This is a genomic window from Nitrosospira multiformis (genome assembly GCF_900111585.1).
Classification (GTDB): domain Bacteria; phylum Pseudomonadota; class Gammaproteobacteria; order Burkholderiales; family Nitrosomonadaceae; genus Nitrosospira; species Nitrosospira multiformis_B.
Genome location: NZ_FOHI01000003.1, coordinates 243,803 through 268,758, shown reverse-complemented (window position 1 = coordinate 268,758; position 24,956 = coordinate 243,803). Strand labels below are relative to the sequence as shown.

The window sequence follows — 24,956 nt, the reverse complement described above, 5'->3', positions numbered from 1 at the left end:
GAGGAAGCACGTCCGAAATTAGAACAAGCGGATCGATGGGTGAGACTCCATTCGGCCAAATCAACCAGGATCATCATGACGCTAACCGATCAACGCCTGCCGGTCACCGTGCTGTCCGGTTTTCTCGGAGCAGGTAAAACCACTTTGCTCAACCACATTCTGGCCAATCGCGAAGGATTGCGCGTGGCAGTAATCGTGAATGATATGAGCGAAATCAACATTGACGCGTCACTTGTAGCTATAGGCACTCAGAATGCGGGTGCCGCTTTATCGCGCACTGAAGAAAAAATGGTGGAGATGAGCAACGGCTGTATCTGCTGTACCTTGCGCGAAGACCTCCTGACCGAGGTGCGCAAGCTTTGCGCCGAGCGCCACTTCGATTACCTGTTGATCGAGTCGACCGGGATCGGGGAACCCATGCCTGTTGCCGCCACGTTTGATTTTCGAGATGAAAATGGAAACTCACTCAATGATATTGCTCGCATCGATACCATGGTAACGGTCGTCGATGGGGAAAATCTGCTGAAAGATTTTACCAGCGAGGAGTTGCTCGCCCAGCGCGGGGAAGTGGCGGGCGAAGAGGACGACCGTTCGCTGGCCGGCCTGCTAACCGAGCAGATGGAATTTGCGGACGTTATCGTCATAAACAAGGTGGACAGGGTGACGCCTGCGCAACTCCACGAGTTGATCGGCGTGATCAAGGCATTGAATCCGACGGCGGAAATCATTCATGCCCACCGCGGAAACGTCCCCTTGAACAAGGTGCTCGGTACCAATCGGTTTAACCTTGATCGTGCCAGCAGAATGGCGGGCTGGTTCAAGGAATTGGCGGGCGAGCATACTCCGGAAACGGAAGAATTCGGGATCAGCAGTTTCATTGTACGCCTGCCTGAACCGCTGCATCCGCAGCGCTTCGCCGCTTTCCTCGAAAAACCCTTGCCCGGGATCCTGAGAGCAAAGGGCTACGTCTGGCTGGCCAGCCGCCCTGACTGGGTAATCTCGTATTCGCGTTGTGGCAATACTGCTGCTGTGGAACCGGTGGGACGATGGTGGGCCGCTGTCCCGGAGGAACGATGGCCGGCGAAGGGCAGCGAAGAGCGCCACGCAATAGAGCAATCCTGGCACATGCCTTATGGGGACAGGATCAATGAAGTGGTTTTCATTGGTCGTTTTAGGGATCGCGCCCAGGACCTGAAAGCCATAGAGCAGGCATTTGCGGAATGTCAGCTTGAAGCTGCCGAAGTTCGCAAGGGTATCGATTACTGGCGCAAGATGCCGGACCAGTTTCCCCAATGGACACCGTTGGCTCTCGCTTCAGAAGGGGAACCAGAATACACATGAGTGCAGTCATTCCCCAGACATCTTTACCAGTATGTCATCAGCCGGAGAAGTGACAAGCCACGCCAATCAACCGTGAAAACCGATCAGCTTTCTTCCTTAAAAAAATCACTTCTGGCCACCCCGCCAGAGGAGTACATGTCTCTTCAGCAATTGGAATTCTTTCGTGCTCGCCTGGAGGATGAGCGGAAGCGACTGCTGGAGTGTGCGCGACGTACGCTGGAGCAGATGCAGGAGGTAGCCACAGAGCCCGATTTCAATGACCGCGCCAGCAGGGAGGAAAAATTTCTGCTGGAATTCCGGGTACGGGATCGGGAACGCAACTTGCTGAGAAAGATCGAGCAGGCGCTTCAACGCATTGAAGACGGGACTTATGGCTGGTGCCAGGAAACAGGCGATCCTATCGGTATTCCCCGCCTACTGGCAAGGCCAACTGCCAACCTGTGCATCGAAGCCCAGGAACGCCACGAGTTGCTTGAACGCACTCATGGTGCCGTAGCGTTAGAAGAACCGTGAGGGATATAGTATGGCCGTCCCAGTAACCAAGGCGCTTTCTCCCAATCTGACCCAAGATTGGGAACCCCAACCGTACGCATATATCACCTCTGAGCTTGAGGAGTTGATACGGATATTCCATCGCTTCACCCAGATCGTGATATGCCAGCGAGATGCCAACAACATTGTGGATCGCTACATACAACAGGGATTGGAAAATAACCTTTTCGGAAACGGGTTTCTAACGGTTATCCGTTCTGATGAAGGTCTCGCACCGGATTTTCTGCCTCCGCTTTCCGGTCGAGAAGCAATGGTTGAGGATGTGCGCTTCATTGCGGAGCTTTACTCTGACCTCATGGGATGTAATGAAATTGCTCTGCGTCTGGAAGTGCTTGATAAAGCAATGTGTCCCCGCTTTCATGTCGATCGCACAGGTATTCGTCTGGTTTGCACCTATCATGGACAGGGAACGGAGTGGATCAATGACGAACGGATTGATCGTGATAAACCTGAGCTGAACTCCCCTGGTTTTGCTGACAGCGCTTCCAGTCTGCTTGAGGAAAGAACCAGGGTCGAAGCGACAGCACCCTTCGACATTACCCTCCTCAAGGGGTCTCTATGGCAGGGGAACTCTCAAGGAGGTGCGATCCATCGTTCTCCTGCCGTCGCCGCAGGTCAATCCCGTGTCCTTCTTGTAATGGATGCAGTCTGGGGTAGCAACCTCGGCTAATCTTATCCCTTTCCTATTCCTCCTTCGGCAACACATTTTTAACCATCGAACCTTTATCTCAGTGCTATCGGTATCAGCACTGTAGGCAGGATATCCTCTCTGGTTACCCTCCCAGCCATTTGTCATGCAACTCGTCTGGCACGTCCTTTCTTGACATGCGCAGCTTATAAACTAAGGTTAAAAGGATAAACAAAATCCAAAGTCAGCAGTTATCCATTCAGTCTCGTAAAGTAAAAGGAATCCCCCAAGTAGCGGGAATAAATTAACTTTGGTGTAACCCCCGAAGCAGATAATGTTTGGAAGTTCCGGCTTCTCAAGCAAGCTCGTTTATTTAATGCAGGATTGACTGTTTCCTGTAGTGATTGAAATGAATCAGGAGGATATATATGGCCCAGCCGCTGACTTCTGAATCGACCTCGTTCACCCTGGACAATATGGGGAGGTACCTCTGCAATACCTTGCAGGAAGCATTTGATAGCACTACACAAACCATTGCTGGCCGACAACGCGCGTTCGACATGATCGTTGTCGGTGGGGGAACCTTCGGCGCTGCTATCGCCGAACATCTTTTCGTAACCGATGCTGGAGGAGACGGCACACGTAGCCGCCGAATCCTCGTGCTGGAGGCTGGACCTTTCGTGCTGCCCGAGCACATGCAGAACATGCCGTTTATGGGAGGCGCTCCGGACCTGCGCGTGCCATGGGTAAATCACCCGGCACTCAACTACAGCGGACTGATCTTCGCCATTGGAGGGCGTTCACTGACCTGGGGCGGCTGGTCGCCTGAGTTGCTCGACTTAGAGTGGGCCGCCTGGCCCCAAACCACACGCGATGACCTGCGCACTCGATATTTCGAGCAGTCAAGTGACCAGATCGGGGTCACGGCGACGAATGACTTCATTTTCGGCCCGCTTCACACCGCGTTACGCCAGCAACTTCATGCTGGCCTTAAAACGCCCGGTAACGAAACCGGCTTTTCCTTCGCGGATCTGCCTGATCACCCCAGTGTACGTTATCACGATTCCACGCTTGGCCCCATCAACGTCGCCCTGTTGCGCAAATGGCTGGATCTTCCTGCCGGGAACAGGACATCAAAAGCAGAATTGCTTGAACTGCTCAAACTTGAAGCGCCCCTCGCAGTCCAATCCAGGACTGAATCAGGACTATTTCCAACGAACAAATTCAGCGCGGTGCCTGGTCTCATTCGCGCCGCGCGGCTCGCAAACCGCGAGGCTGATGGTACAGGGACAATAGCGGACGCGCGCAAGAGGCTCATGATCGTTCCGGACTGCCATGTACAGGAACTCATCACTGAGACCCAGGCGGACAATTGGGTGCGTGTCACGGGGGTGCGCGTCTGGCAAAACGGGATATCCGTGGATATTCCACTTGCACCCCCGCGAGAGGGCCGGCAAAGTACAGCCATCATTGCGCTCGGCACAGTCGAAACGACACGTGTGGCACTCACCACATTCCAGCAGTCACTCGCAGGCCGTGCCGCCCAGCGCATGGGCTCAAATCTCATCGCTCATTTGCGCTCGAACTTGACCATTCGTGTGCCAAGGAAGGCAATTGAAGCAAACCTCCCTCCCGAACCGTTCAATAGCCTCCAATGTTCCGCCCTATTCGTGAAAGGCAAGGCAGCCAGCGGAAGTACATTCCACTTTCAGATCACGGCTTCAGGCTTAAACGAACTGGGTACCGACGCCGAGGCAGAGCTCTTCAAGAAAATTCCAACTCTTGAACATCTGGAGGGCATGCTTCGCGCCAACGATAAAACCGTCGTGATCACGATTCGCGGCATCGGCGAGATGAAGCCGCGCAACCCGGACAGCTTCGTGGATCTGTCCACGCTCGAGACCGAATTCGGGCGCCCAAAGGCGGTTGTCCATCTTGGAAATGCAAAAGCAGCACCGGAAGCCTTTCCAGGCAGTAACGAAACGAACATCGACCGGGCTACCTGGGATGAAATGGATGCCGTGTCTGACAAGATCGCGCTGATCTTCGCAGGAAATGAGCCATTCGAGATTCTCCCCACCCAATCGAGCGCCATTCCGGTGCCGACGGGAAGCAGAGCGCAACGGCTCGCCTTACTTGGCGCATTCAGGAACCGCCGCGACGATTTGGGCACGACGCATCACGACACCGGTACGATGCGCATGGGCGACGATATCGCCGATTCCGTTACCAATGACTTCGGCCGCATCCACGATACCACCAACTGCTACATCGCCAGCCCTGCGCTCTTTCCAACGATGGGCTCCCCAAACCCGATGCTCACTGGCGTCGCACTGTGCCGTCGCACTGCCGAGCTGCTCAACAGCAGCGTGCTGCCCAGCTTGGAGGCGATCATCAGCCCCCAGCCCGAGGCTGGTTTTCGCCCATTATTCGACGGTACGGATAAGACCTTCAAGGACTGGTACCTTGCCGGCCCGGGGGGCGGAGGCATGCTTCATTTGAACGGCGAGATGGTAAGTTACGGGGATGGCGGACTGAGACTTTTTTATTACGCCAAGGAAGCCTTTAGCGATTTTACATTGCGCCTCCAGTTCCGTATCTTCGACACTGCGAACCATAACAGCGGCGTCTTCGTTCGCTTTCCGCGTCCCACACTTGAACTTGTAGATGCGCTCAAAACCCGTATCCCGAATGAGCCGTTCTTCGATGCAGGCAACGCGGCATGGAGGCCAGTCGTAGCGGGCTTTGAGGTTCAGATCGATGACAACGCGCGGGGCGACTCGGGTAAGGATTTCTATGGAATCAGGCCTGAGCCAGATGGCCTGTTCAAAAACCGGACGGGTGCCATATACAAGATTCAAGCCGGCGATCACGTCTGGCACCTGAACTTCAACGAGCCTGCCATACAGAATTACACCCCTGGGCCCGCGCTTGTTCCTGGTGTCTGGTTCGAATACGAAATCGAGGTACAGGGCAATAGCTACAAGGTTTTTCTAACCAATGTCCAGACCGGCGTACGACAGCAGACCACTTCATTTGACAATACTGATGGAGAGCGTGGTCGAACTCCAGGTTTCATCGGAATACAGGTGTATCCGGGCAGTACCCTGGCCTGGCGGCATATACGTATCAAGACACCCTGAAAGCATCGTAAAAAGCACTGCCATCAACGCGCTGGCTCTTGCTGTACGCAGCCTTATCATGGCAGTTGCCGGCCTTCTTCGCGAGCATTCCGCGTTTTGACCTCTCCTCGTTATTGTATTTGCTGAACCCTTAATCCCACTCGAGCGATATGAGTATGTTCTCGCCGCTGGAGCATTCTCGTCTGGAACAGCCGGCAAAAGGCAATCTACGCGTCACTTTGTTTGCCTGTACGGGTTTTAGTCACTTTGAAATGATCCGGCAACCACTTTATACCGGATAGTACCTGCTCTGCTTGCCGCACCAGGTCGCCTTTCTTGAGCCCATTCATGCTCCGTGCATGTTCGGGCGAAACCGCTTGCGCCACAATCGTAAGGAGCCGGTCTTTGCTGACATGGGACAGATAGCTCTCCCCCGTCGCTTCCCACCAGTCGGCCATGTCCAGATTCAAGGCGGTCATGAGTGCGGTGACTTCCTGCGGCGGTGTGCTTTCCCGCTCCGACACCGTATTGACCGAAACCGCCGTGCAGAAAGCCAGCAGATCCAGAAGGTCTTGCTGCGACTGCTCCAATAGCCACTCGAACAGAGTCTTGCCGCTTCGCCCTGCCGCATCGATACGCTTCTGCCATTGCCGGCGCTTTTTTGCAAGTGCGGCCGCTGCCTTGCTCTGTTCGATACCCTCCGCATCCGGCTTGAGACGGGTTTCCTCGACGCTGATCTGCAGGATAGGATTTGATGCGGAGCTATTTGAGAAAATCTGTACCGCCATCCGGTGCACGAGGGCAGCGAGCGCAACTTCCGGCCGATTCGTCATGGCTGCCTGCACGGCAGCCGTGCGATGCACGGTCAGCATGCGGGTCAGCTTTTCCGAATGGACCGGTTTCTCGCCACCGGCTCCTTCGATCCCTGCCGCTTCCCGCTCCCCTGACTCTCCTGGTTCCTTTGGTTCCCTCGATTCCCTTGGTTCTTTTGATTCCTTCGGCTGCTTCCTCATGTCCTCCTTGCGGATGAGACCCCGCTCGATACGGAGCTTGCCTTCGTGGTCGACAGTGGCAATGGCTCCTGCAATTGCAAGATCATCTGGATAAATTTCTTCCAGCGATTCGGTAAGCTTCGTCAGTTCATCCCGAATGCGCCCCGCTTTTTTCTTTTTCTCTGTGGCTTCGTAGAGTTCCCCTGTTCTGCCCCGCTCCTCATCGGAGGCATCGTATCCGGCTTCGATGGCTTCCAGTTCCGCTTCCAGCGCATCCATCCTGGCCTGCTCCGCCGCGGTCGGCTCACGCCTGACTATCCGCATCTGCGAGAATTCGGCCCTGTCGGAATAGTCGAAGGTGGTGCGAACCTGCACCCACGCATATCCTTTCTCCTTCAGCGGCTCGACCGACTGGTTGAGTTTTTCCAGGGCAAGTGATTCGAGCAATTCGGCATCCTGCATATAACCGTCGTCCTCTTCCCCGAAAAGATCACGCCGTATCACGCCTCCTGCGGCTTCGTATTCCTCTACTCCGACGAATCTGGCAAGCGGGCTCGTCCGTATGTTGATCTCGGTTTCGGTGATGAGCCGCCGGAAAGTTGCACCATTGCGCTGGTACTCCGGCGTGTTGTGCCAGAGCCGCTCCTGCAATTCGTGGTCATCGGTGAGCGCCAATGCCGTTATCTGCTCGAAGCTCATCTTGTCTTCGGCATACAGCGCGAAAATCCTGGGGGAGACCTTGGTCAGTTTCAGGTAACGCCTGACGGTCAGTGGAGAGACGCCAAAGCGGGGAGCAATCTCATCCAGTGCAAATCCCGCATCTATCAGGCTGCGGTAGGCCATGACGAGATCGGCGGGATGCATGTGCTCCCGTCCACTATTCTCTGACAGGCTTATTTCCAGCGCCTCTTTGTGCTCGACCACGCGGCAATCCACCTCATGGTCTTTCGACAGCCGCCCATCGGCCACCAGCAGGTTCAAGGCGGCTAGCCTGCGGCCGCCGGCAATCACTTCATACTTGCCACTTTTCCTGCCCTTTTTCTGCTGCACGGTAACGACCAAGTTGTGGATCAATCCCTGCGAAGCGATCAGGGCGGCCAATTCTTCGATGCCGGTTCCCTGTTTTTTGCGAACGTTCAGGGGCGAGACGACGAGTTTTTTTATCGGAATGCGGATAAGAGTGGTTTCGATGGTTTCCATCATGGTTCTCCTAGGGGTGCTTAAATAAAACGGAAAAGAAAAGCCGGTGGTATCAGTGCTATCAAGCACCGGTATCGGCATTAATGATCTTCGGCAAAAGGTATGCCGTCACGCCGTGATCCGCTTCCGTGATAATCCAGAACGTATTATCCCCGAATCCTTCCCGGTTCCAGAAACGGTTTCGTCTTTATCCATCCGATAGGCAGAGAGGATGGGAGTTTTGCCTTATGGCATCTTTTTTGGTTTCCGGTCCCTCCGGCACCCGGCAATTCATTATCTATTCAAAAATGCTGAACCACCGCTGACCGTTTCGCTTTCCGCAAGGCATGCGCCAGTTGACCGAACGAGCGAGGCAAGTCATCTGCTTCTTGGAAGGAGTTGATCTGCTAAGAATTTTGTAACCAAACGCTTACTGCCTCCATGTTAATTTTGACGTAGAGGCGAATATGAAGAAGCGATTCAGTGAAGACAAGGATTGGGATATTGAGGGAAGGTGAAGCGGATGGGAAAACCGAACATAACCCTATTTCGATATAGAGTTCATCCTAAGCTGCTGTTACGTATTGCGTTACAGCACTTGGCAGCGCAGTAAAGTCAGGGATGCTACGTGGCAGCGGCAACGGGTTGAGGAAATTCTCACAATTCTGGAGGCTGCTGAGACTATCGAGGAAGCTAATATCCCCGGTTACAGGCTTCATCCTCTGACTGGTAACCTCAAGGGACTCTGGAGTGTTCGCGTTACCGGAAACTGGTAGATTATTTTCCGCTTCGAGAATGGAGCGGCGCAAGACCTGGACTTAACCGATTACCACTGAAGGAGCTGAAAATGGCCATGAAGAATCCTGTTCATCCTGGCCGGATTGTGAAAAGCACGATCGAAGAGCTGGATTTAAGCGTTACCGAGGCTGCCAAGGCGTTAAACGTGTCACGGCCTACCCTGCCCAGTCTCATCAACGAAAAAGCCGGCATATCGCCGGAGATGGCGGTAAGGCTATCAAAATCCATGAGAAGCACTCCTGCTTTCTGGATGCGGCTGCAGATGATTTTCGATCTTGCCCAAGTCGAGGCACGGGCCGACACCATTATCGTCAACCAGGTTGTCCAACCGCATCCGGCCCCAGGAGGCCAGTGAAGATTTCGGGAAAGAATTGGGAAAATAAAAGTGCCAGAGCCGATCTTCAAAGTAGTTCTGAAAGCAGGAAAGGAACAGAAAAAGGATCAGAAGTAGGGCTTTTGGCCACAGGTTCTATCCGTGCCCGTTGGGAAACGGCGCAGCGCTGGTATGAGGCTGAGCTTGTTCTTGATCTACTAGGCGATTGGGTTCTTATGCGTCGATGGGGTAGCAAGGCTTCGAGGCAATACGGAGAACTGTCGCATGTGGTAGAGGGAGAGGTGGAGGGAAAACAATTTATTGAACGGATTCATTTAGTGAGATTACGGCGTAAACCAGCTTACTGGCGGATCTACTAATTCACATTCTTTTATAGCTTCAATCGCAAGGTGTCTCATCAGTTTAATTACCCTTACACTTATTTGAGACTTTAACATTTACAATTAGTTTTCGTTCTATCGGCCCATCACATGTAACATAGTGATAAACTTCAGGAGGAAATGTTGGGAGAGGATTCATAGCGCTAACGTTGAGCTAAGCGGCTTCCCGGTGGCGGTCCGCTTGAGCGAAGGGTTAGGCGTCACGGCGTCTCTCAATGCTATGCAGTAAGCTTTTACTGACTTGGACCGCAGTATCGGGCGAGTCACAGTGCGCCGGGCGACCGGCGCCGAACTCAACGCAGAAGATGGGTGGGCAGTCATGAGCAATCGCTTCCTGATGTGGGCCAAAACATGGATCGAGGAAAACATCCCTCCCGGCGCCAATTCCGACATAGAGAGTCATGAAGTAAAGGCAAAGCGGCTGTCGGAGAAACTGTTCGCCGAGGCAGCTGCGGCCAACTTCACAAACTTCGAGACCGAGGAGGAGCGGGAGCGCGTTTTGCCCCTGGTACTGGCCGCGGTCTCGGACAGCAGAGACTTTGACATCGATGCCTTTCATCTCAAGTCGCAACTTGCGCGGGAGAATGAAGATGGCGACTGAGCCCCGCATGGTTGGTCTTCAGGCCGGCATCGCGTTGGTTGAGGGAAGACACGAAAAGGAATATTATGTACTTTAAGCCATAAATACATAAACAAAAAAAAGATATATAGTCACTTCTGATGTAACCGCCATGCAGCCTCAGCGCTCTTGGCTTGACTCGCATCTTATTGATTGTACGGGCGTCTATTCTCGTAGCGTACGAAAAATTCCCTTTTGTGTTTTCTCCTCGTTGATCGACCGGAAGATTTTCGGACCGTCACCCGAGCGCATGTGTTGGCCTGGCGCAAAACCTTGGAGGAAAAATCACTGTCCGGCGCCACCATCCGCAGGAAGCTGGCGGCGCTCGCTTCCTTGTTCGAACATTTGTGTGAATCCAATTCGGTAACGCACAATCCGGTCAAAGGCGTCAAACGTCCGGTAGTGGAATCTCAACAGGGAAAAATACCGGCACTCGGGGAGCCCAAGCGCGGGCACTTCTAAGTGCTCCCGATGCCAATACTCTCAAGGGCAAGCGCGACCGCGCCATTCTTTCACCCTGCTCTATCACAGCATACGTCGAGAGGAACTGACCAAGCTGAAAGTTAAAGACTATTGGCAATCTGGGGTCAGCTCACGAAACGGAATTTAAAGTACGTTAATATTTAACAACTTATTGATAATAAGATCTTACAAGAATTCAGATTACTCAAAAATCAACGTTCAAGCGCTTTTATAAATCCTTGAATTTATTATTTTTCATTTGACTAGCGTACGATTTTTCCGTTTCGTGAGCTGACCCCATCACCGCCACCGCGCGAGCGGTTTGAATTTGCTCGTCGCCGCCATTATTTTGTGGAACACGACCTATCTGCAGCGGGCTGTCGATTACCTTCGAAAACAAGGGCATCATCCCGTGCCCGGAGATCTTACCCATCTGTCGCCGCTGAGCTGGGAGCATTGCTGGTGGAGGCCTTGCGGGTACGGGAACCTCAAGTTTTAGCCAGATGAATCATGCGGCGGCAAAGAGCGGCATGTACTCGGTTGCGGCGCGAAACGGGATCACCGAGGTTCTGCGGAAGGTCCCGTATGCCGGTGCTGCCTTGGCGGCCTATGAAGTCTACGACGCTTTCTCTTACGATTGATGTCTATGGCAAACGAACTCTCGATCGAATTGCGCGAATACCTTAAGCGCTGCGGCCTCTCTGAACGCAAGATCGCCCGGTGTAATGGCAACACGCGGATGTATCACGATCTTGGCCTTTATGGCGATATTGCTGAGACCTACATGGAAGAGTTGGCAGATCACTATCACGTAGACCTGAGTGGCTTCGAGTTTGATAAGTTCTTCCCACCCGAGTTTGCGGGGAAGAATGCGCTTCTTGGTGCACTGTTCTCAATCCTGCCTTTTGCTGGCTATTTGGCCAGGCAACGCAATGAGTACTTGCCGCTTACATTGAAGATTATGGAAAACGTGATGCGTACCAAGCAGTGGCGAGCGGTGGCGCACGAATGACAACCATGTTTACTGGAGGCATCCGCTGTAAAGTCTTCAGCGGGCATGGGGTCGGTAGTGGCAAACTTACACGAAAGGGGCAGTAAGGCAAGAGTAGCCGCGTCTTCGCCAGAGATGTCGGCCGTATCCTATTCGTATTTGGCTCGTATCCTGTCATGCCTATTCGTATCCTAGTCGTATTTACCATAAGGCGATATACCATGCATTCGTTTCGTTTTGCAGTATCCCTCCGAGTCTTTAGTCAATCTTTTGATCTTGCGGAATTATGTGTACCCCTTGGTTTAGAACCGAAGTGGCGCCATAAAGCCGGGGAACCCAGAATGACTCCAAAAGGAGCTCCGCTTGATGGAGTTTATGACAGAAGTTATTGCTCGTTTAAATTGACTCGATTCGAGTCTGACTGGTGATCTTCCTAGCTGGCTACCCTCAATCCGGCAATCCCACTCATCCAGACCCGCCCACCTCAAGATGAATCCCATCTCTCACTAAGGCTACCTCTAGTGATAGATCGGTCTTGCTCGCTTGCACTCTGCCTTCGTTAAAGCTCCGAGCAGCAAAAGGTAGCAGAGATACATTTTTGGCATATTCCGGAGGTACTGCAGTTATGATTTAAGGTCCGCAATATATAAATAAAATATTATGATTACAATCAAAATACGTAACTTTTATTTATATTAATACTGAGTACAATGTTCCAATGTCATGGGCCGCATCACGATGGAGCGGCTTCATCCATTTCATTGGAGTCTGCCTATCATGCAAAAAGAAATAAGGAAGTTTGTAGCGGCGATATCAACGCTGGGCCTACTAGCGGGATGCTCGGAGACCGGTACAATCGAAGCAAAGAAGGACGACACCAATGTGCCCGCACAAAATATCAGGCCTTTTGTCGACCACGGCGTCCTCGCAAGGCGGCAGGAAAACCGGGCTAGAAAACTGCTGGAAATAGCAGCGAAACGCGAGAAACGGTTCCAGCATTACGAGGACAAGAGCTTCCTCCAGGGGAGACACCGGCAGGGTTCACAAGCGCAAGCCATCGCCCTAGTGCAAAAATACAAGCTGGCATGCAAGCTCATAGTAGAGAAAGCCACCGAATTTGCTTTTCACCCCAGGACGGTGCTGCAACTTGCGAAACGCGATTATATTGCTTCGACTTCGCGTTGATTTGGCGTGCCCCAAGAGTTCAGCGTTGAAACTGGCTGGAACTGGATGAAACAGTACGACGTGATTCTTTGGCACTGGCCGCAGATTAGCTGTTCACATCTCATTGGAGAGCTCTTTGAATGCCGCTACATATTGAAACACCCTTAATTAAATCCCATTTGATCAGCCATAAAGTGGGCCAATCTATTTGGCTGAAAATGGAGTCCGCCCAGCCATCTGGCTCTTTCAAAGCCCGAGGAATCGGCTATGCATGCGAAGAATATTTAAAACGAGGAGCAAAACGTTTCATTGCATCATCGGGCGGTAATGCGGGGCTAGCAGTTGCTTTTGCTGGACGCCGCCTTTCGGTACCTGTAATCATCGTGGTACCTGAGGCAGCTTCAAAGCGGGCGGTGAACTTGATGCGCTTAGAGAATGCGGAAGTTATAGTCCATGGGAAGTCTTTGGACGAAGCGCACCGATTTGCGCTGTCACTCATCCAATCCACTGATGCATATATACATCCTTTCGACGACCCTCTGGTTTGGAGAGGTCATGCCAGTCTAATTGATGAAATATTCCGAGCTGGTCTAAAGCCTGACGCAATCGTTCTGTCAGTCGGCGGTGGCGGCCTTCTTTGCGGTGTTATAGAAGGATTGAAGCGGAATGGAGGGACCGGTGTGCCAGTCATCGCTGTTGAAACTGAAGGTGCCGACTCCTATGGGAAATCGTTAAATGCGGGATTCCTTGTCGAGCTTGCATACATATCGAGTATTGCGACGACGTTAGGAGCGCGCATTGTTTGTGAACAAGCATTGGCGTACTCCAAAGATCATCGTATCGAAAGCGTTGTGTTGCCGGACAAATTGGCCGTTTCTGCTTCTTTGCAGTTTTTGCAAGATCATGGAATTGTCGTTGAGCCTGCTTGCGGCGTTGCGCTCGCTGCGGTGTACGAAAAAGTTGCAGTGTTATCAGGGTATAAAACGGTATTAGTTATCGTATGCGGCGGCGTTGGTTCTACCGCTGATGACTTAGTCGAGTTGGCACGTGTGGAATATGACGTAGCAAAATGTTAAATATTCAGTGTGCCTCATTCCCAAGGAGGACAAGGAAGAAAACGTTTGGTCTCTACCCGCCCTTAGTCAAAGATCCGCGGCGAGCAGACATGAAGAGGTTCCCCTGGGATATGGTTCAAGATAGAGGAGGAGTTTAATGTCAGCACCAGGAGAAAAAGTGCTGCCATCAGGAAAGGACGGCTTGTGGTGTCTGCCCTGTCGTCATTTGCCTGTCTGCACATTGCAAAAACCCGGCTTTGATAAATAGCCCCGCTCGTTAATTCTTCCATCACCAAGCAGAGTGAAGGTGGACCCACGCAAATCATGGAGGAATCAATATGCCTTTGGCGAATAACACAAGCGCGGGCTTAAGAGCTCCGTCAACTCCGCGCAATGCGGCCGCATTAGCTGATCTGGCTTCGTTTATCCTGAGCTTTATAGCGAGCCCCTGGTGAATTAATAGACACGCTGATCAGCTTACGCCGTGGCCTGACTAGATGGATCTTTTCAACAAGCTGCCTTCCCTCCGTCTCTCCCTTTACCACATGGGAAGTTATCCGTGCCTTCTGCGTCCCGATTGCGTCTTTGAGCCTTCGCAACCAAGGTGCTTCCATTCATCGATTCAAGGGTACTGGGAATTCGCCTGCCTGTAATTGCTGTCGTTTCCTAAAATGCCCCATTTTGCAGAGATTTTTCTTCAATTTTTACCCATGATAACATATTTTATCATGGGTAAAATCCTGCCCCAGCTTCAGCCCTAGAGTATGATAAAGTATGATCTCCAAAGACCCGCTATCCGGAGACCGAATGACCGAACTCGAACGCCTGACCATCACGCTCACCGCTGAACTGGCGGAGACGATCAAGTGGGCCGTCAATGACGGCGACTATGCTTCGGCCAGCGAAGTGATTCGCGAGGCGCTGCGCGACTGGAAGCTTCGGCGCGAGCTGCGGCACGAGGAGTTAGCAACGCTCAAGGCGGACATCGACCAGGCCCTGGCGCAAGTTGCGGCTGGACAGTTGGGCGAGTTTAATACTGACCGAATCGTCGAGCGCGCCCGAAAATTGTTGGCCGCGCGCAAGCGCTCGGGCTGACAGCTGAAGCAATCTGGTGTATATATGACAATGGTGTGCATATATATATAGGAGAAAAATTGGAGTGTGTAGCTTGCAGTTTTTACCGGCCAGCGCGCCTGTGTTGAGGTCACGGTGAAACTGTCATGAGAACTGGATTGAGAGCGGGAATCTTGCTCTCTGTCCCCTTCATCATCGGCATTGATTGTTCGCGTGTTGAAAAAGGATTGTCCATATGATCAGCATGGATATAGCGGTACTTGCCACCAGGATGAATTGGCATGAGTGAAGAACTGATTGTTTCCCCGGCCGCCCCGGCTGCGCCTGCCGCCGGTAGCGCTCTGACTTCGGCGCAATTTCGCAAGCTTGCCGAGGTTCCACCCGAGATCGAGTGGTTCGCCAACATCGACAGCCTGCAAACCCGGCGCGCGTACCAGAACGACCTGCGCGGCTTCATGGCTTTTGCCGGCATCGTCAGCCCGGAGGATTTCAGGATCGTCACGCGCAGCCATGTGCTCGCGTGGAGGAAGAGCCTGGAAGAAGAGCAGCTGGGAGGCGCCACCATCCGCAGGAAATTGGCGGCACTCTCCTCCCTGTTCGAGTACCTGTGCGAAGCCAATGCGGTGACGCATAATCCGGTCAAGGGGGTGAAGCGCCCCCCGGTCGAATCCTGGCAGGGCAAGACCCCGGCGCTCGGGGATGCGCAGGCGCGCGCCCTGCTGGAGACGCCGAAAGCCGAGACGCTCAAGGGCAAGCGCGACCGGGCCATTCTCTCCGCCCTGCTCTATCACGGCATCCGGCGCGAGGAATTGGCCAAGCTCAAGGTGAAGGACTACAACCAGATGCGCCGCGGGGTTGCGCACCTGCGAATCAAGGGCAAGGGTGGCAAGATGCGCTTCATTCCCACCCACCCGAGCACGCTCACCCTGATCGAAGAGTATCTGGAAGCGGCGGGCCACGGGCCAAATCCCGATGCGCCCCTGTTCCGGCCGGTCAAAAACAATGTGCACGGCCACACCCTGACGGCGCTGACCCCCGATTCGATCTATTTCGAGGTGGTGCTGAAGTATTTAAGGAAGCTGGGGATTTTTGGGGAGAACATGGGGCCGCACGTGATGCGCGCAACGGCGGCGACGAACGCGCTGGATAACGGGGCGGACATCGCCAAGGTGCAGGAGTGGCTGGGGCATGCGAATATTGCGACAACCCGAATTTATGATCACCGCAAGACCCGACCGGAGGATAGCCCAACGTTCAAGGTGAGTTACTGAAAACCGGGCTTATCCTTTATCCTTGCCGCTGTTCACTCACATTGCCGGGCTTTCGCGGTCGGACGCCGCATGGTTTTCATCAAGCTTCGATGCCATTCGACGATGCAAGGCGGCTTCTTTCATGTCGGCCACGACGGTCTGCTCGTGACGGTGTATTAATGCTGCAGTATGCGATTGCAGGTCCTGAGCTTGTCTGCCATAAAGATAGCTTTTATTCTCATACTGCTCCAGCAATTCCTTTTCTTCCTGCACTTTTGCCTGCATTTGCATAGCGGCATTTTCATAATATTTCGCTACCGCCTCATGATCGCTCGGAGTCGTGACTTTCTGGATAGCCGCACGAATCTCAGTGTCAATGGGCTCGGCTGCAATCGTCAAGGAGCTCATCGAACCTAGCAGGGCTGCCATTGATAACACTGCGAAGATATTTCCTAGTTTTGTTTTCATGATAGTAATGAAGCCAAACAGGATGAAGGTGACTTTATCCTATCTCAGTCAACACTATGCGTATATTGGGGAAACTCTGGTTTTATACTAAGGGAAACCCTTAGAGTTGCAAGGCCGAAGTGTGTGGCCCCCGCCTAACTCTGGAGCAGCGAGAACGCTATTGTGGTCCCGATGGATTACGGGTTCAGGACAGGGAGCAATTCGAAATCCTCATCAATCGCAAGAACTTAAGAAATAGCCTAGATGAGATAGTAGCCGGGCATTCATTCAATGTCATAGCCGGTTCTACAGTAGTAAAGCGAGAATTGCTATTTTTCCCATCTGGCTGCCAAGGGTGATTGTGGGATCGTCTCAGAAAACGGAACAGAAAAGGCAGGAAGGATGATGCCGCGCTATTTGTTACCGATTATGCGGGACGGTTCATCCCCGCGCATGCGGGGAACACGCCTCTTTCCGGTGCGCCGATGGCCGCACTTTGCATGGGCGCAAGGCTACACGTCCGGAGCGTCCGGAGCCAGAATTGGCCAGATGCCATCTTCACCTTCTTTCAGGCATGATCCATTAGCATCCAGTCCGTATGCACACTCTATTTTTTTACCAGCAAGAATTCTTTCATAATTTTCCCTTTCTCTTTCATTAATCGGCACCGAAGGACGACCACACGCGGCTATCAGCATAACTGACAGAGCAATAGTAACTGCACTAATAATACGCTTCATAAAATAACTCCCTATAAACTTTACAATAACCTTACCATGGGAGTGGAATTATCTACTGCTTTTTATATAGAATAAAGACTGTTTTTTGGATAACATTGCTCTATTTTTGGAGCAATTAACATGGAGTTTTTGAATGACATGGCCTTGTTCGTGGAAGTTGTCAAGGCCAAGGGCTTTCGCGGTGCTGCCGATACTATCGGAATGCCGAACTCAACCCTGTCGCGACGGATCAGTGCGTTGGAGAAGGCAATTGGGCTGCGCCTTTTGCATCGCACAACGCGCAAGATTGAGCTAACCGAGGCCGGTCAGATTTATTATGAGCGCTGCAAGCGCATCGTCGATGAAGCCAGGCTTGCGCATGAACAACTCGGCAAAATGCTCGCACAGCCCAGCGGAGTGCTACGCGCTTCACTACCTGTGGATTTTACCGTAGCCTACTTGGCGCCTTTGGTCGCCGAATTTGCAAACCTCTATCCCGGCATCACTTTCGATTTCGATCTCACATCACGGCGGGTCGATCTGGTGAGCGAGCCTTTCGATGTGGCGATCCGCCTGGGAGAATCAGAGAATTCGCAGCTGATCGCACGTCCACTGGCCATGCTCCCTACGTACCTTTACGCTTCACCCCGTTATCTCGACCGCTCGGGAGAACCTGTCGAGCCTGCCGATCTGGAGCACCATGAGTGTCTGAGCATCCTGAAGACCGGTACGTGGACACTGCATGATGGGACGCAAACCCTCAAGGTTTCTATCAGTGGCCGGTTCACGCTCAACAGTGTCGCCATGATTCGCCGCTTGGGAACACTCGATATGGGCATTATCATGATGCTGGAGGAAATTGTCACCGATGATCTTGCCAGCGGGCAGTTGCGTCGCGTACTGCCTCAATGGCATGGCACTCCAGTACCCGTCTATGCCGTCACTGAGACCCGATTGCTGCCCGCAAAGACACAGTGCTTCATCGAGTTCTTACGGGAGCGCCTGCCACAGGGTTTAAAACACGGGGTTTAAAAAGATGCTGAAATTTCCCTGATGCTGGCCGCCACCCAGAGATTGTATCCATTCACCTCGGATTGTAGTAAGTGATCAAGGTGAGGATAGTTTGTGCTCGTCAGAAGGGCATGATCAATTTCAACCAGGCTGTGTAACCCTGGAAACGATTCTTGACGTGCATTTCATGCTGCCACTGTGCAATAAACATCGTTCCGGTCGGGCTGTTATAACTCACGCTAGGCCCAATCGCAAACACTTCACCTTTACGCCCCGGGGACCAAGGGCCAAGCGCCGGCGAGATTGCTTGCCCATCGAGTTTATCGTTTGTCGTCTGCTTCAGGTAATAACCTGAAAGGCCAACACCCCATAAAGCAAAACGCTTGCCAGCAAGAAAGTCAATGTGGAGTTCGTCACCGGACGCATAGTCCATTTTCGGTTCGCCAATGCCAAGACGAAACTCCTTATTCTTACTCTTGATGTTGTACATGAATTTACTGGAGATCTCCCACCCCTTTTCAGAGAGCCAGGACACCGCGAAGAGTGGTTCGATGCTCCAGTAATTGGCGCCGATGCTCTTGCGCGGATTACCGGCTTTATACTGGCCCGTAGGTAGGCGAATGTCCAATGCAGCTACCCAATGCCAGTTCCCTAAATGCCAGTTCAAACCGAAAGGACTGATGGTTATATCACCCAGCCCGATAACTGAATCATGGTCCCCAAGCTTCATCCTTTGATACACTATTGGCACGATGATATGAACACCGTAATTACCCCCGAGAATGCTCATTTCATTGATGTGGATAAGGCGAAATGCGTTGAACCAGGTACTGAGAGATGCATCCGACACTTTGTCACCATTGCCGTTATGCAAGGAGCCACCGTAATGACCGAAATAGTTGAGGAAGTAATTGCCCGGGGGGGGTGCTACCCCCGCCAGCCAGTTTTCGGCACCGTTTGGATACTGGTCGCTACCCTCCTTGGCAATTGCATCCCCTGCAGCCAGCTCCAACAGAGCTAGCACAAAGCCGAACAGCTTAATGTTCATGCTCCCTTCTTGATCACAGCTATCATCATCTTCATGATGATTTCTTCGAATTTGGAGAATGGAATCATCCACTGCTTTTTATATAGAATAAAGACCGTTTTTTGGATCACATTGCTCTACATTTGGAGCAATTAGTGCCAGCGCATTTCGCGACATTGCCCTAAGGCGTCCCAGGTTCGGCTATCTGCGGGGGTTAGTGATGCTCAAGCGTGAAGGCTGGCAGGTGGGCAAGAAGCGGGTGTTGTCGGCATGGTTAATCGCCAAGCAAGGTGAGTCCAAGCGCGCCGCCAGCAACGCGTAGTTCTTGATCGAGCGTGGCCAAGGGCAAATCGAGTCGTTGGGCCAGCTCTAAATACGCTGCATCATAGAGGGTGAGCCGGTAGCGTTCGGCAAGTAAGGCTGTTGCTGTCCATGACTGGCTTGCAGTTTCAGGATCAAGATTAATCGGCAGATCACGAAGAAACCCAGCTAGCTGATGGCGGCGTGTCGCGTCAAGTCGGCCGCGTCGCTCGGCCATGGCTAGACCATTAAGAATTTCCAGGGGCCAAAGCGACGGAGCCATTGCACCTGTTTCAACGATCTGATCCAGCAAATCAAGGGTGGTGGAAGTATGCTCATCCTCAAAACACCATGTGAGAGCCACTGAACTATCAAGAACTAAGCTCACAAACGACCTTCATTGATGAGATCCTTAATCTTGAGGTCGCCCAAGGTAACCCCGCGGCTGGCGTCCAATAAACTGCGGGCCACCTGACGAGCTTTCGCACGGTTAAAGCCAGGCTCAGCGGGAACCAGTCTCGCTACGGCTTTGCCATGTCGAGTAATAAGAACTTCTTCGCCATTCTCGACCCAGTCGAGCAAGGTCCCCAGTTTATTCTTGGCCTCGAACGCTCCGATCTCACGCATATAACCTCCGATATAAGCTAGTTAACATCTAGCTTATATTATAAGCGCATTCGGAAGCCACTGGATCCTCTCCTTTTAGTGACATCTTTATGAATGATAACGTCCTTTATCATTCACTATTTTTTCATATCGAGATAGCAACAAACCCGCCTTGCTTACCTCTATGGAGCAAAGCTATGGACAGAATCTGGACCAAACCACGCCTTCAACGTCTGCAATGACATGCATGACAGTTTTTGTGTGAAAAGAAGTGCAAGGCGAGTTGTAGGCCGTGAGCAAGAAACATAAAAGAGATTACGGTTTCTTTCAAAGACATCTTGCTTATCAACTGGAACACTGCCCGATCCCTCCCATTCAAGATACTGGTCAAAATTGTATTTGTTCCAACCCCGGCCAAGAACAACGAGAACATTTTCAAATTCATCGCCCTTAACACTGTGCTTAGTAGCAAAGGGAGTATGCCCATCAATGAATTGATCGAGGGCAATCATTTCTTGATATGAAATTTTCCGCAGTTGCCGAGTAAGCTTTACGCTTTCTGAAACTTCTTCGTCGGGCTTCTCTAATTGTGCAGCAGCCTCATTTTCTCGACGCATTATTGCCTCAGGGAGGCGTGGAAAGTGGTTAGCACAAATATGATCAATGAGTTGACCAATTGTCCCATCATGACGTAACGCAATAAGTTCATTCATTATTTTTGATAAACGAACTTTTTTGTCATGAGATATGAGTTTAGGCGCCGCGTCTCCCAACAATGAGAACATCTCTCCATAGCGCCCCCGTTGATAGGCGCCGCACGCCGGCTCCAGCTTGTCGGCAAAAAAACTGATGTACTCGTCTTCCTTCTTGATGAATTTATCGGGATAACGCAATGCCTTAGCCAAGGATGCATAGCCCTGCTCCAATGCCAGTGTATTGTGCGTAAGCATAAGGATTTTTGTTTTGTCAGCAGCAAAATCCCATCCGTCAGTTTTTAGCTTTTCAATAAATTTGCAAAGATATTGATGAGCGATATCTGCAGGGAGATCGTCCTTCCAATGTCCTCCTCCGGCACCTGTGCGCCGAGATCCAGCCCATGTATTTGTGTGGTAGACCACTGCCGAGCCAATGAAGGATTCATCCTTTACCGCCTGAGGGAGAGCGGGGCGTATATTATTAAGGACTTTGACAATAGAGATCGATGAACGAAAATTTGCTCCCTTTCCAATTTCGGTAAGAGCATCGTGATTAACATGGCCGCAGGTTTCGTCATATATTCGTTGCCAATGATCGCCGAAAAATCCAATAAGGGGTCCCCCGGCTCGCCCTAGTAGATTTTCCTTGATGGCATTCATAATTTCACGACTGGTATCTTGATACTCATCTACGAGGATAAATGGGTACTTTCCCGCCAAGATAGACTTGAACTTTTCTGAAGGCATGAGGGCGGCGGTTAGAGCCAAAACATCATCGTGGTGAAGCGATATTAATTCACCGTTAATCCGTCGATGCCCAAGATCATACTCGACCCGCTGTTTCTCGATACTCGGCTCCTCACATAGCTTCTCTTGCCAGGCAGGAAGGACCGCGATTTTTTCGCGCAGTATGGACTGAAATCCTTTAATTAAGGACCAGCAAAAGGCGTGAATTGTGTCGGTAAAAACGAGCTGATTTCCGTCAATACGACTGTTAATAACTCCAGTTGCTGCATTTGTATAGGTGATGCATGCAATACGTTGATTTTGGCAACGCAATTTCTCCCCCTGCGAGATGAGTAGGTATCGCAGTGTCTCGACCAATGAATAGGTCTTTCCAGCACCTGCCCCAGCTTCAAGAAGAAAGCTCCTGCTATCCCTTAGGCATTCTGCAACCCGCTCATCCGCTGCGCGCGCCGCCAACAATGCTGGACTGAATTTTTCACTCATGCTACTTCACGAACTCCGCACTTGGGGTTGCGACACTAGACTGAGGCACATCATTATTCGCGAGCCAGACAAGTCCATCGCGGATATAACGAGGAATATTCCATTTGGCAACCGTGATCGCGTGCTGCAAGACAAATTCTGACTTTTTCACATCTCTTGCCGCAAGCCATGCCTGGGCCGCGCACTCTTCCACGCTTGGACCTGGAAATTCAAAAAGAGCCTTATTCGCAAGCATGAAAGCATCTTCAAAGCTCCGGCCGCATGGGCCATCTTTCTCCTCTGGTTGCTGGAAAGCAAGGCGCTTCTTTCCACAAATTTTCTTTGTCTCCTCGGCAGCAAGGAGATGCGCGGGAGTGACAGTAGGATTATCAAACCACGCCTTAATGCAGGTATTACTACTCCGTTCCCCATCACTCACCGGACAAGCTTCATAACGCCCTTTTCCGTTCGGCTTGACGGTATCGATGTCAGTAATAATAAGCGTGGGGATTTCAAGGAACTCTAGAAGGCCAAAGAAAATATGTGCGTAGGCTCCTCCTACCTCCATGACTGAAATGTATTGGCTTCCCAATTTATTGCCTTCTGGTTGCCCCTCATCGATTATTTCCATAATTCTGGGAAGTAGAAGGCGCTCGGTCGTACCCTCAATAAGAATGGCTTTGTCCGCGAAAAACAGATCGCAGCGAGTCAGTGTCATGTATTGATGCAGGAAGGCCTTCTCCGGTTCGCCTTTGGCCAAGAGCCCCTTCCGCAAATCCTTAACAATTGTCCTAAAAGCACTGCTGCCCTCATCTACAGTAGAAAGAAAGTATCGAATCGTCTCGAAATGTGCTTCGTTAGCAACGTGCGACGAATGAGTGGACACAATGAACTGGACTGGCCATCGTACACCTTGCTCTTTGCTGAATACGGTCGCAATCTCATCAAGTTTTCGAATAAATACTTCCTGCATCTGCGGATGCAAATGTACTTCCGGCTCCTCGATAAAGACGACTTGCACCGCAGGCCTGGGCTCCATTGCTAAATAGAGCTTAAAAAATTCTCGTAACTGCAAGAGAATTAGAATGATATTGCGTGCCCCTAGACCGTTGTATGTCTCTGGTAGATGGATACCATTCGCCCCGGTATAACGTACCTTTGTATGATTGGTTAGCAAACGTTCCACATCCAGTGTGGTTTCCGTTAAAAGCTTCAGATCGGAAAGTCCCGGATAACCGAAGATCGATAGGGCCGGCAGCAAGGTATTGAGCTTCGCATTGAAGTCTTCGCCAATATCTTCCTGAATCTTGCTAACCGCGATCTCTAGTTCCGCAGCCGTGTTATAGCTCTCCGAATCTGCGGCATTGATCTTCGCTGTTGTAAAAAGGCTCTCCAGCACCTTCCCGATCACGACGCGGTCCTTCTGAGTAGCATCATCTAGGCCGCGCTGGGCACTGATAAAACCACTTGCGCACAATGCTCTTACTAAAGATCCCTCGACTGCTCTTTCGTTGGTAGGGTCATTAGGGTCAAGTGCAGCAAAACTCAACCCAAATAGACTCGGGACGCGATCTCGTAACACCCGAAAGACTTCGGGCCGAGCATTCTCATCCGTACCCATGAGAGCGGCAAACAGCTCTTTGACTCTACCCTCCTTGAGGGCATAGCGTGCGACTACAAGAGCCTCAGTGCAATCGGGGTCTAGATCCACAATGAAATCGCTGAGCATTCCAAGCGGTTCATCTATTTCATAGGAAAAATTCAGCCGGATTTCGATAGCCGGAAGAATCTTACGTACCTCCGACTCGGAAACACCTTGGGTTGCTGCGATAAATGCAGACCAGAATTGCCGGTGTGTGCCGAATGAGAAATCTTCCAATCGGAAGGTGACGTTGTTTTCTGTCAGGAGCCGCTTGATGACTTCAGTTAATGAAGTCTTCCCACTATTATTTCGTCCTACGATGACTGTTGTCTTACTTTCCAAGAGAAGATCAATGTCATGTAACAGTCGAAAATTCTTTACTGAGATATTTTTGATATGCACTTCAATCCTTTCTCCGAGACCAATTACGCCCGCGCCTCCTAGCTCTAAAGTACTAACGGATTATGAACGTGGGGTACTGAGTTATCGTTTTTAATAACCGGGATTAGCGTGCCATTCGACGTCATGGAGACATGTTGGACAGGCCTGTTCCAGCCTCTATTCTAGTTTTCATGGCTGAGCCAACAATTGGACTTTGGTACACCTATTGCCGAGTATGGGTATTTGAATTGATTACCTCGGACAGTCTCCGGAGACTTATTGCAAGCCAGGAACCTCAAGGATTTTGAAAGAAAATTCCCCCCAATAAATTGGGCAAGGCCCCTGACCGCGTCAGGAAGATTGGTTTTATGTGGGTGAAGTCCGGGAAGCCTGTGGGCAATCCCTGTGGTAAACCTCGTGGACGGGCTTTATTCGTCCATCAGGTTTTCCAGCAGGGTTGTCCATGGGCCAGGTGAAGCATGCCGGACACTCGGCTTTAGCCGATCATCCACATGCTACCGCTTGTCAATTTGAAAGGTTACTTCTCTCGTGGCAAAGCGGGAACCCAGCCATTTTTCCCACCTGGCTGCCCTTCGCATCAAGTCTGCCCGGTAGGCAGCATTGAGATGAGGTGTGTAGGAGTGGTAATTGGCCACTTTCGTCCATAGATCGCCCCGGTCGTTACGGATGTGCATGTGGATACGCCAGGCGGCGAGCGCATAGGAATAACACTCCGGTTGCGCCACATGCTCGGGCCTGATGCCATATTTGGCCAAGCCGGAAAGATACACAGTATTGAACTGCATCGGGCCGACATCGTAGGTGTCATTTGCGTTTCGCACCCATTGCCCAGGCTTACCCCCCTCCTTTTCCGCCACGGCAAGAAGGATGTTCGCGGGCACTTCATATCTGACCGCGGCTTCAATCGAACAAGCGACGTGCTCCGGCAAATCGGATGGCAGATCCACCATCACTCCC

The 24,956-nt window shown here is 51.7% G+C and carries 24 protein-coding genes and 1 pseudogene; 16 read left to right on the top strand and 9 right to left on the bottom strand.

Annotated features, from left to right (window positions below):
- Nucleotides 1–75 precede the first annotated feature (75 nt).
- The 4 genes from BMW46_RS06605 to BMW46_RS06590 all read left to right on the top strand — a co-directional run bounded on the left by BMW46_RS06605 (nucleotide 76) and on the right by BMW46_RS06590 (nucleotide 5,664).
- Entirely contained in the window at nucleotides 76–1,341 is a 1,266-nt protein-coding gene (locus BMW46_RS06605) for a GTP-binding protein (protein WP_074706293.1), read from the top strand.
- Between the two features lie 135 nt (nucleotides 1,342–1,476).
- Nucleotides 1,477–1,854 (top strand): RNA polymerase-binding protein DksA, encoded by a 378-nt coding sequence (gene dksA / locus BMW46_RS06600; protein ID WP_081355723.1) that lies wholly within the window; start codon nucleotides 1,477–1,479, stop codon nucleotides 1,852–1,854.
- A 10-nt stretch (nucleotides 1,855–1,864) separates the two neighbouring features.
- Nucleotides 1,865–2,563: a DUF1826 domain-containing protein gene (locus BMW46_RS06595; RefSeq protein WP_081355703.1), complete on the top strand. Its 699-nt coding sequence runs from the start codon at nucleotides 1,865–1,867 to the stop codon at nucleotides 2,561–2,563.
- A 386-nt stretch (nucleotides 2,564–2,949) separates the two neighbouring features.
- Entirely contained in the window at nucleotides 2,950–5,664 is a 2,715-nt protein-coding gene (locus BMW46_RS06590) for a 3-keto-alpha-glucoside-1,2-lyase-like domain-containing protein (RefSeq protein WP_074706288.1), read from the top strand.
- Nucleotides 5,665–5,870: 206 nt separating this feature from the next.
- Here BMW46_RS06590 and BMW46_RS06585 read toward each other — a convergent pair whose 3' ends face one another.
- Nucleotides 5,871–7,838 carry a ParB/RepB/Spo0J family partition protein gene (locus BMW46_RS06585; protein WP_074706285.1) on the bottom strand — a complete coding sequence of 656 codons (1,968 nt, stop codon included), beginning with the start codon at nucleotides 7,836–7,838 and terminating at the stop codon, nucleotides 5,871–5,873.
- 560 nt (nucleotides 7,839–8,398) lie between these two features.
- Here BMW46_RS06585 and BMW46_RS15100 point away from each other — a divergent pair.
- From BMW46_RS15100 to BMW46_RS06525, 11 genes and pseudogenes are all read left to right on the top strand, one after another.
- Nucleotides 8,399–8,590: a type II toxin-antitoxin system RelE/ParE family toxin gene (locus BMW46_RS15100; RefSeq protein ID WP_177171046.1), complete on the top strand. Its 192-nt coding sequence runs from the start codon at nucleotides 8,399–8,401 to the stop codon at nucleotides 8,588–8,590.
- 71 nt (nucleotides 8,591–8,661) lie between these two features.
- Complete coding sequence (locus BMW46_RS06575) at nucleotides 8,662–8,967, top strand: HigA family addiction module antitoxin (protein WP_074706280.1); 306 nt, start codon at nucleotides 8,662–8,664, stop codon at nucleotides 8,965–8,967.
- Entirely contained in the window at nucleotides 8,964–9,305 is a 342-nt protein-coding gene (locus BMW46_RS06570) for a hypothetical protein (RefSeq protein ID WP_218141765.1), read from the top strand. Before BMW46_RS06575 ends, BMW46_RS06570 begins: the two co-directional genes overlap by 4 nt.
- 262 nt (nucleotides 9,306–9,567) lie before the next feature.
- A complete protein-coding gene (locus BMW46_RS06565) occupies nucleotides 9,568–9,927 on the top strand; it encodes a DUF768 domain-containing protein (RefSeq protein ID WP_256376980.1) in 360 nt (119 codons plus the stop codon).
- Nucleotides 9,928–10,200: 273 nt separating this feature from the next.
- A complete protein-coding gene (locus BMW46_RS15785; RefSeq protein WP_256376979.1) occupies nucleotides 10,201–10,407 on the top strand; it encodes a hypothetical protein in 207 nt (68 codons plus the stop codon).
- Between the two features lie 304 nt (nucleotides 10,408–10,711).
- A pseudogene (locus tag BMW46_RS06555) lies at nucleotides 10,712–10,864 on the top strand (Tn3 family transposase); the annotation flags it as partial.
- A gap of 189 nt (nucleotides 10,865–11,053) precedes the next feature.
- Nucleotides 11,054–11,419 carry a DUF1493 family protein gene (locus BMW46_RS06550; RefSeq protein ID WP_177171045.1) on the top strand — a complete coding sequence of 122 codons (366 nt, stop codon included), beginning with the start codon at nucleotides 11,054–11,056 and terminating at the stop codon, nucleotides 11,417–11,419.
- 756 nt (nucleotides 11,420–12,175) lie between these two features.
- A complete protein-coding gene (locus BMW46_RS06545; RefSeq protein ID WP_256376978.1) occupies nucleotides 12,176–12,583 on the top strand; it encodes a hypothetical protein in 408 nt (135 codons plus the stop codon).
- 119 nt (nucleotides 12,584–12,702) lie between these two features.
- Nucleotides 12,703–13,638, top strand: a complete 936-nt coding sequence (locus BMW46_RS06540) for a pyridoxal-phosphate dependent enzyme (RefSeq protein ID WP_074706270.1) — start codon at nucleotides 12,703–12,705, stop codon at nucleotides 13,636–13,638.
- A gap of 786 nt (nucleotides 13,639–14,424) precedes the next feature.
- Nucleotides 14,425–14,712, top strand: coding sequence for a ribbon-helix-helix domain-containing protein (locus tag BMW46_RS06530; protein WP_074706265.1), 288 nt, complete (start codon nucleotides 14,425–14,427; stop codon nucleotides 14,710–14,712).
- A 260-nt stretch (nucleotides 14,713–14,972) separates the two neighbouring features.
- Nucleotides 14,973–15,962 (top strand): tyrosine-type recombinase/integrase, encoded by a 990-nt coding sequence (locus tag BMW46_RS06525; RefSeq protein ID WP_074706262.1) that lies wholly within the window; start codon nucleotides 14,973–14,975, stop codon nucleotides 15,960–15,962.
- Between the two features lie 36 nt (nucleotides 15,963–15,998).
- Here BMW46_RS06525 and BMW46_RS06520 read toward each other — a convergent pair whose 3' ends face one another.
- On the bottom strand, nucleotides 15,999–16,370 hold the full coding sequence (locus tag BMW46_RS06520) for a hypothetical protein (protein ID WP_371113500.1): 372 nt from the start codon (nucleotides 16,368–16,370) through the stop codon (nucleotides 15,999–16,001).
- A 530-nt stretch (nucleotides 16,371–16,900) separates the two neighbouring features.
- Entirely contained in the window at nucleotides 16,901–17,128 is a 228-nt protein-coding gene (locus tag BMW46_RS06515) for a hypothetical protein (protein ID WP_074706257.1), read from the bottom strand.
- A gap of 120 nt (nucleotides 17,129–17,248) precedes the next feature.
- Here BMW46_RS06515 and BMW46_RS06510 point away from each other — a divergent pair, with 120 nt between their 5' ends.
- Nucleotides 17,249–18,139, top strand: coding sequence for a LysR family transcriptional regulator (locus BMW46_RS06510; RefSeq protein WP_074706254.1), 891 nt, complete (start codon nucleotides 17,249–17,251; stop codon nucleotides 18,137–18,139).
- 100 nt (nucleotides 18,140–18,239) lie between these two features.
- On the opposite strand, the gene BMW46_RS06505 is transcribed toward BMW46_RS06510, so the two are convergent.
- From BMW46_RS06505 to BMW46_RS06480, 6 genes are all read right to left on the bottom strand, one after another.
- On the bottom strand, nucleotides 18,240–19,166 hold the full coding sequence (locus BMW46_RS06505) for a SphA family protein (RefSeq protein ID WP_074706253.1): 927 nt from the start codon (nucleotides 19,164–19,166) through the stop codon (nucleotides 18,240–18,242).
- A gap of 253 nt (nucleotides 19,167–19,419) precedes the next feature.
- Nucleotides 19,420–19,833, bottom strand: a complete 414-nt coding sequence (locus BMW46_RS06500) for a type II toxin-antitoxin system VapC family toxin (RefSeq protein ID WP_074706250.1) — start codon at nucleotides 19,831–19,833, stop codon at nucleotides 19,420–19,422.
- Nucleotides 19,830–20,072 (bottom strand): type II toxin-antitoxin system Phd/YefM family antitoxin, encoded by a 243-nt coding sequence (locus tag BMW46_RS06495; RefSeq protein WP_074706248.1) that lies wholly within the window; start codon nucleotides 20,070–20,072, stop codon nucleotides 19,830–19,832. The genes BMW46_RS06500 and BMW46_RS06495 overlap by 4 nt, the downstream gene beginning before the upstream one ends.
- Before the next feature lie 161 nt (nucleotides 20,073–20,233).
- Nucleotides 20,234–21,976 carry a UvrD-helicase domain-containing protein gene (locus BMW46_RS06490; protein ID WP_074706245.1) on the bottom strand — a complete coding sequence of 581 codons (1,743 nt, stop codon included), beginning with the start codon at nucleotides 21,974–21,976 and terminating at the stop codon, nucleotides 20,234–20,236.
- A gap of 1 nt (nucleotide 21,977) precedes the next feature.
- Entirely contained in the window at nucleotides 21,978–23,999 is a 2,022-nt protein-coding gene (locus BMW46_RS06485) for an ATP-dependent nuclease (protein ID WP_074706243.1), read from the bottom strand.
- A gap of 494 nt (nucleotides 24,000–24,493) precedes the next feature.
- Nucleotides 24,494–24,949: a lysozyme family protein gene (locus tag BMW46_RS06480; protein ID WP_074706240.1), complete on the bottom strand. Its 456-nt coding sequence runs from the start codon at nucleotides 24,947–24,949 to the stop codon at nucleotides 24,494–24,496.
- Between the last annotated feature and the right edge of the window lie 7 nt (nucleotides 24,950–24,956).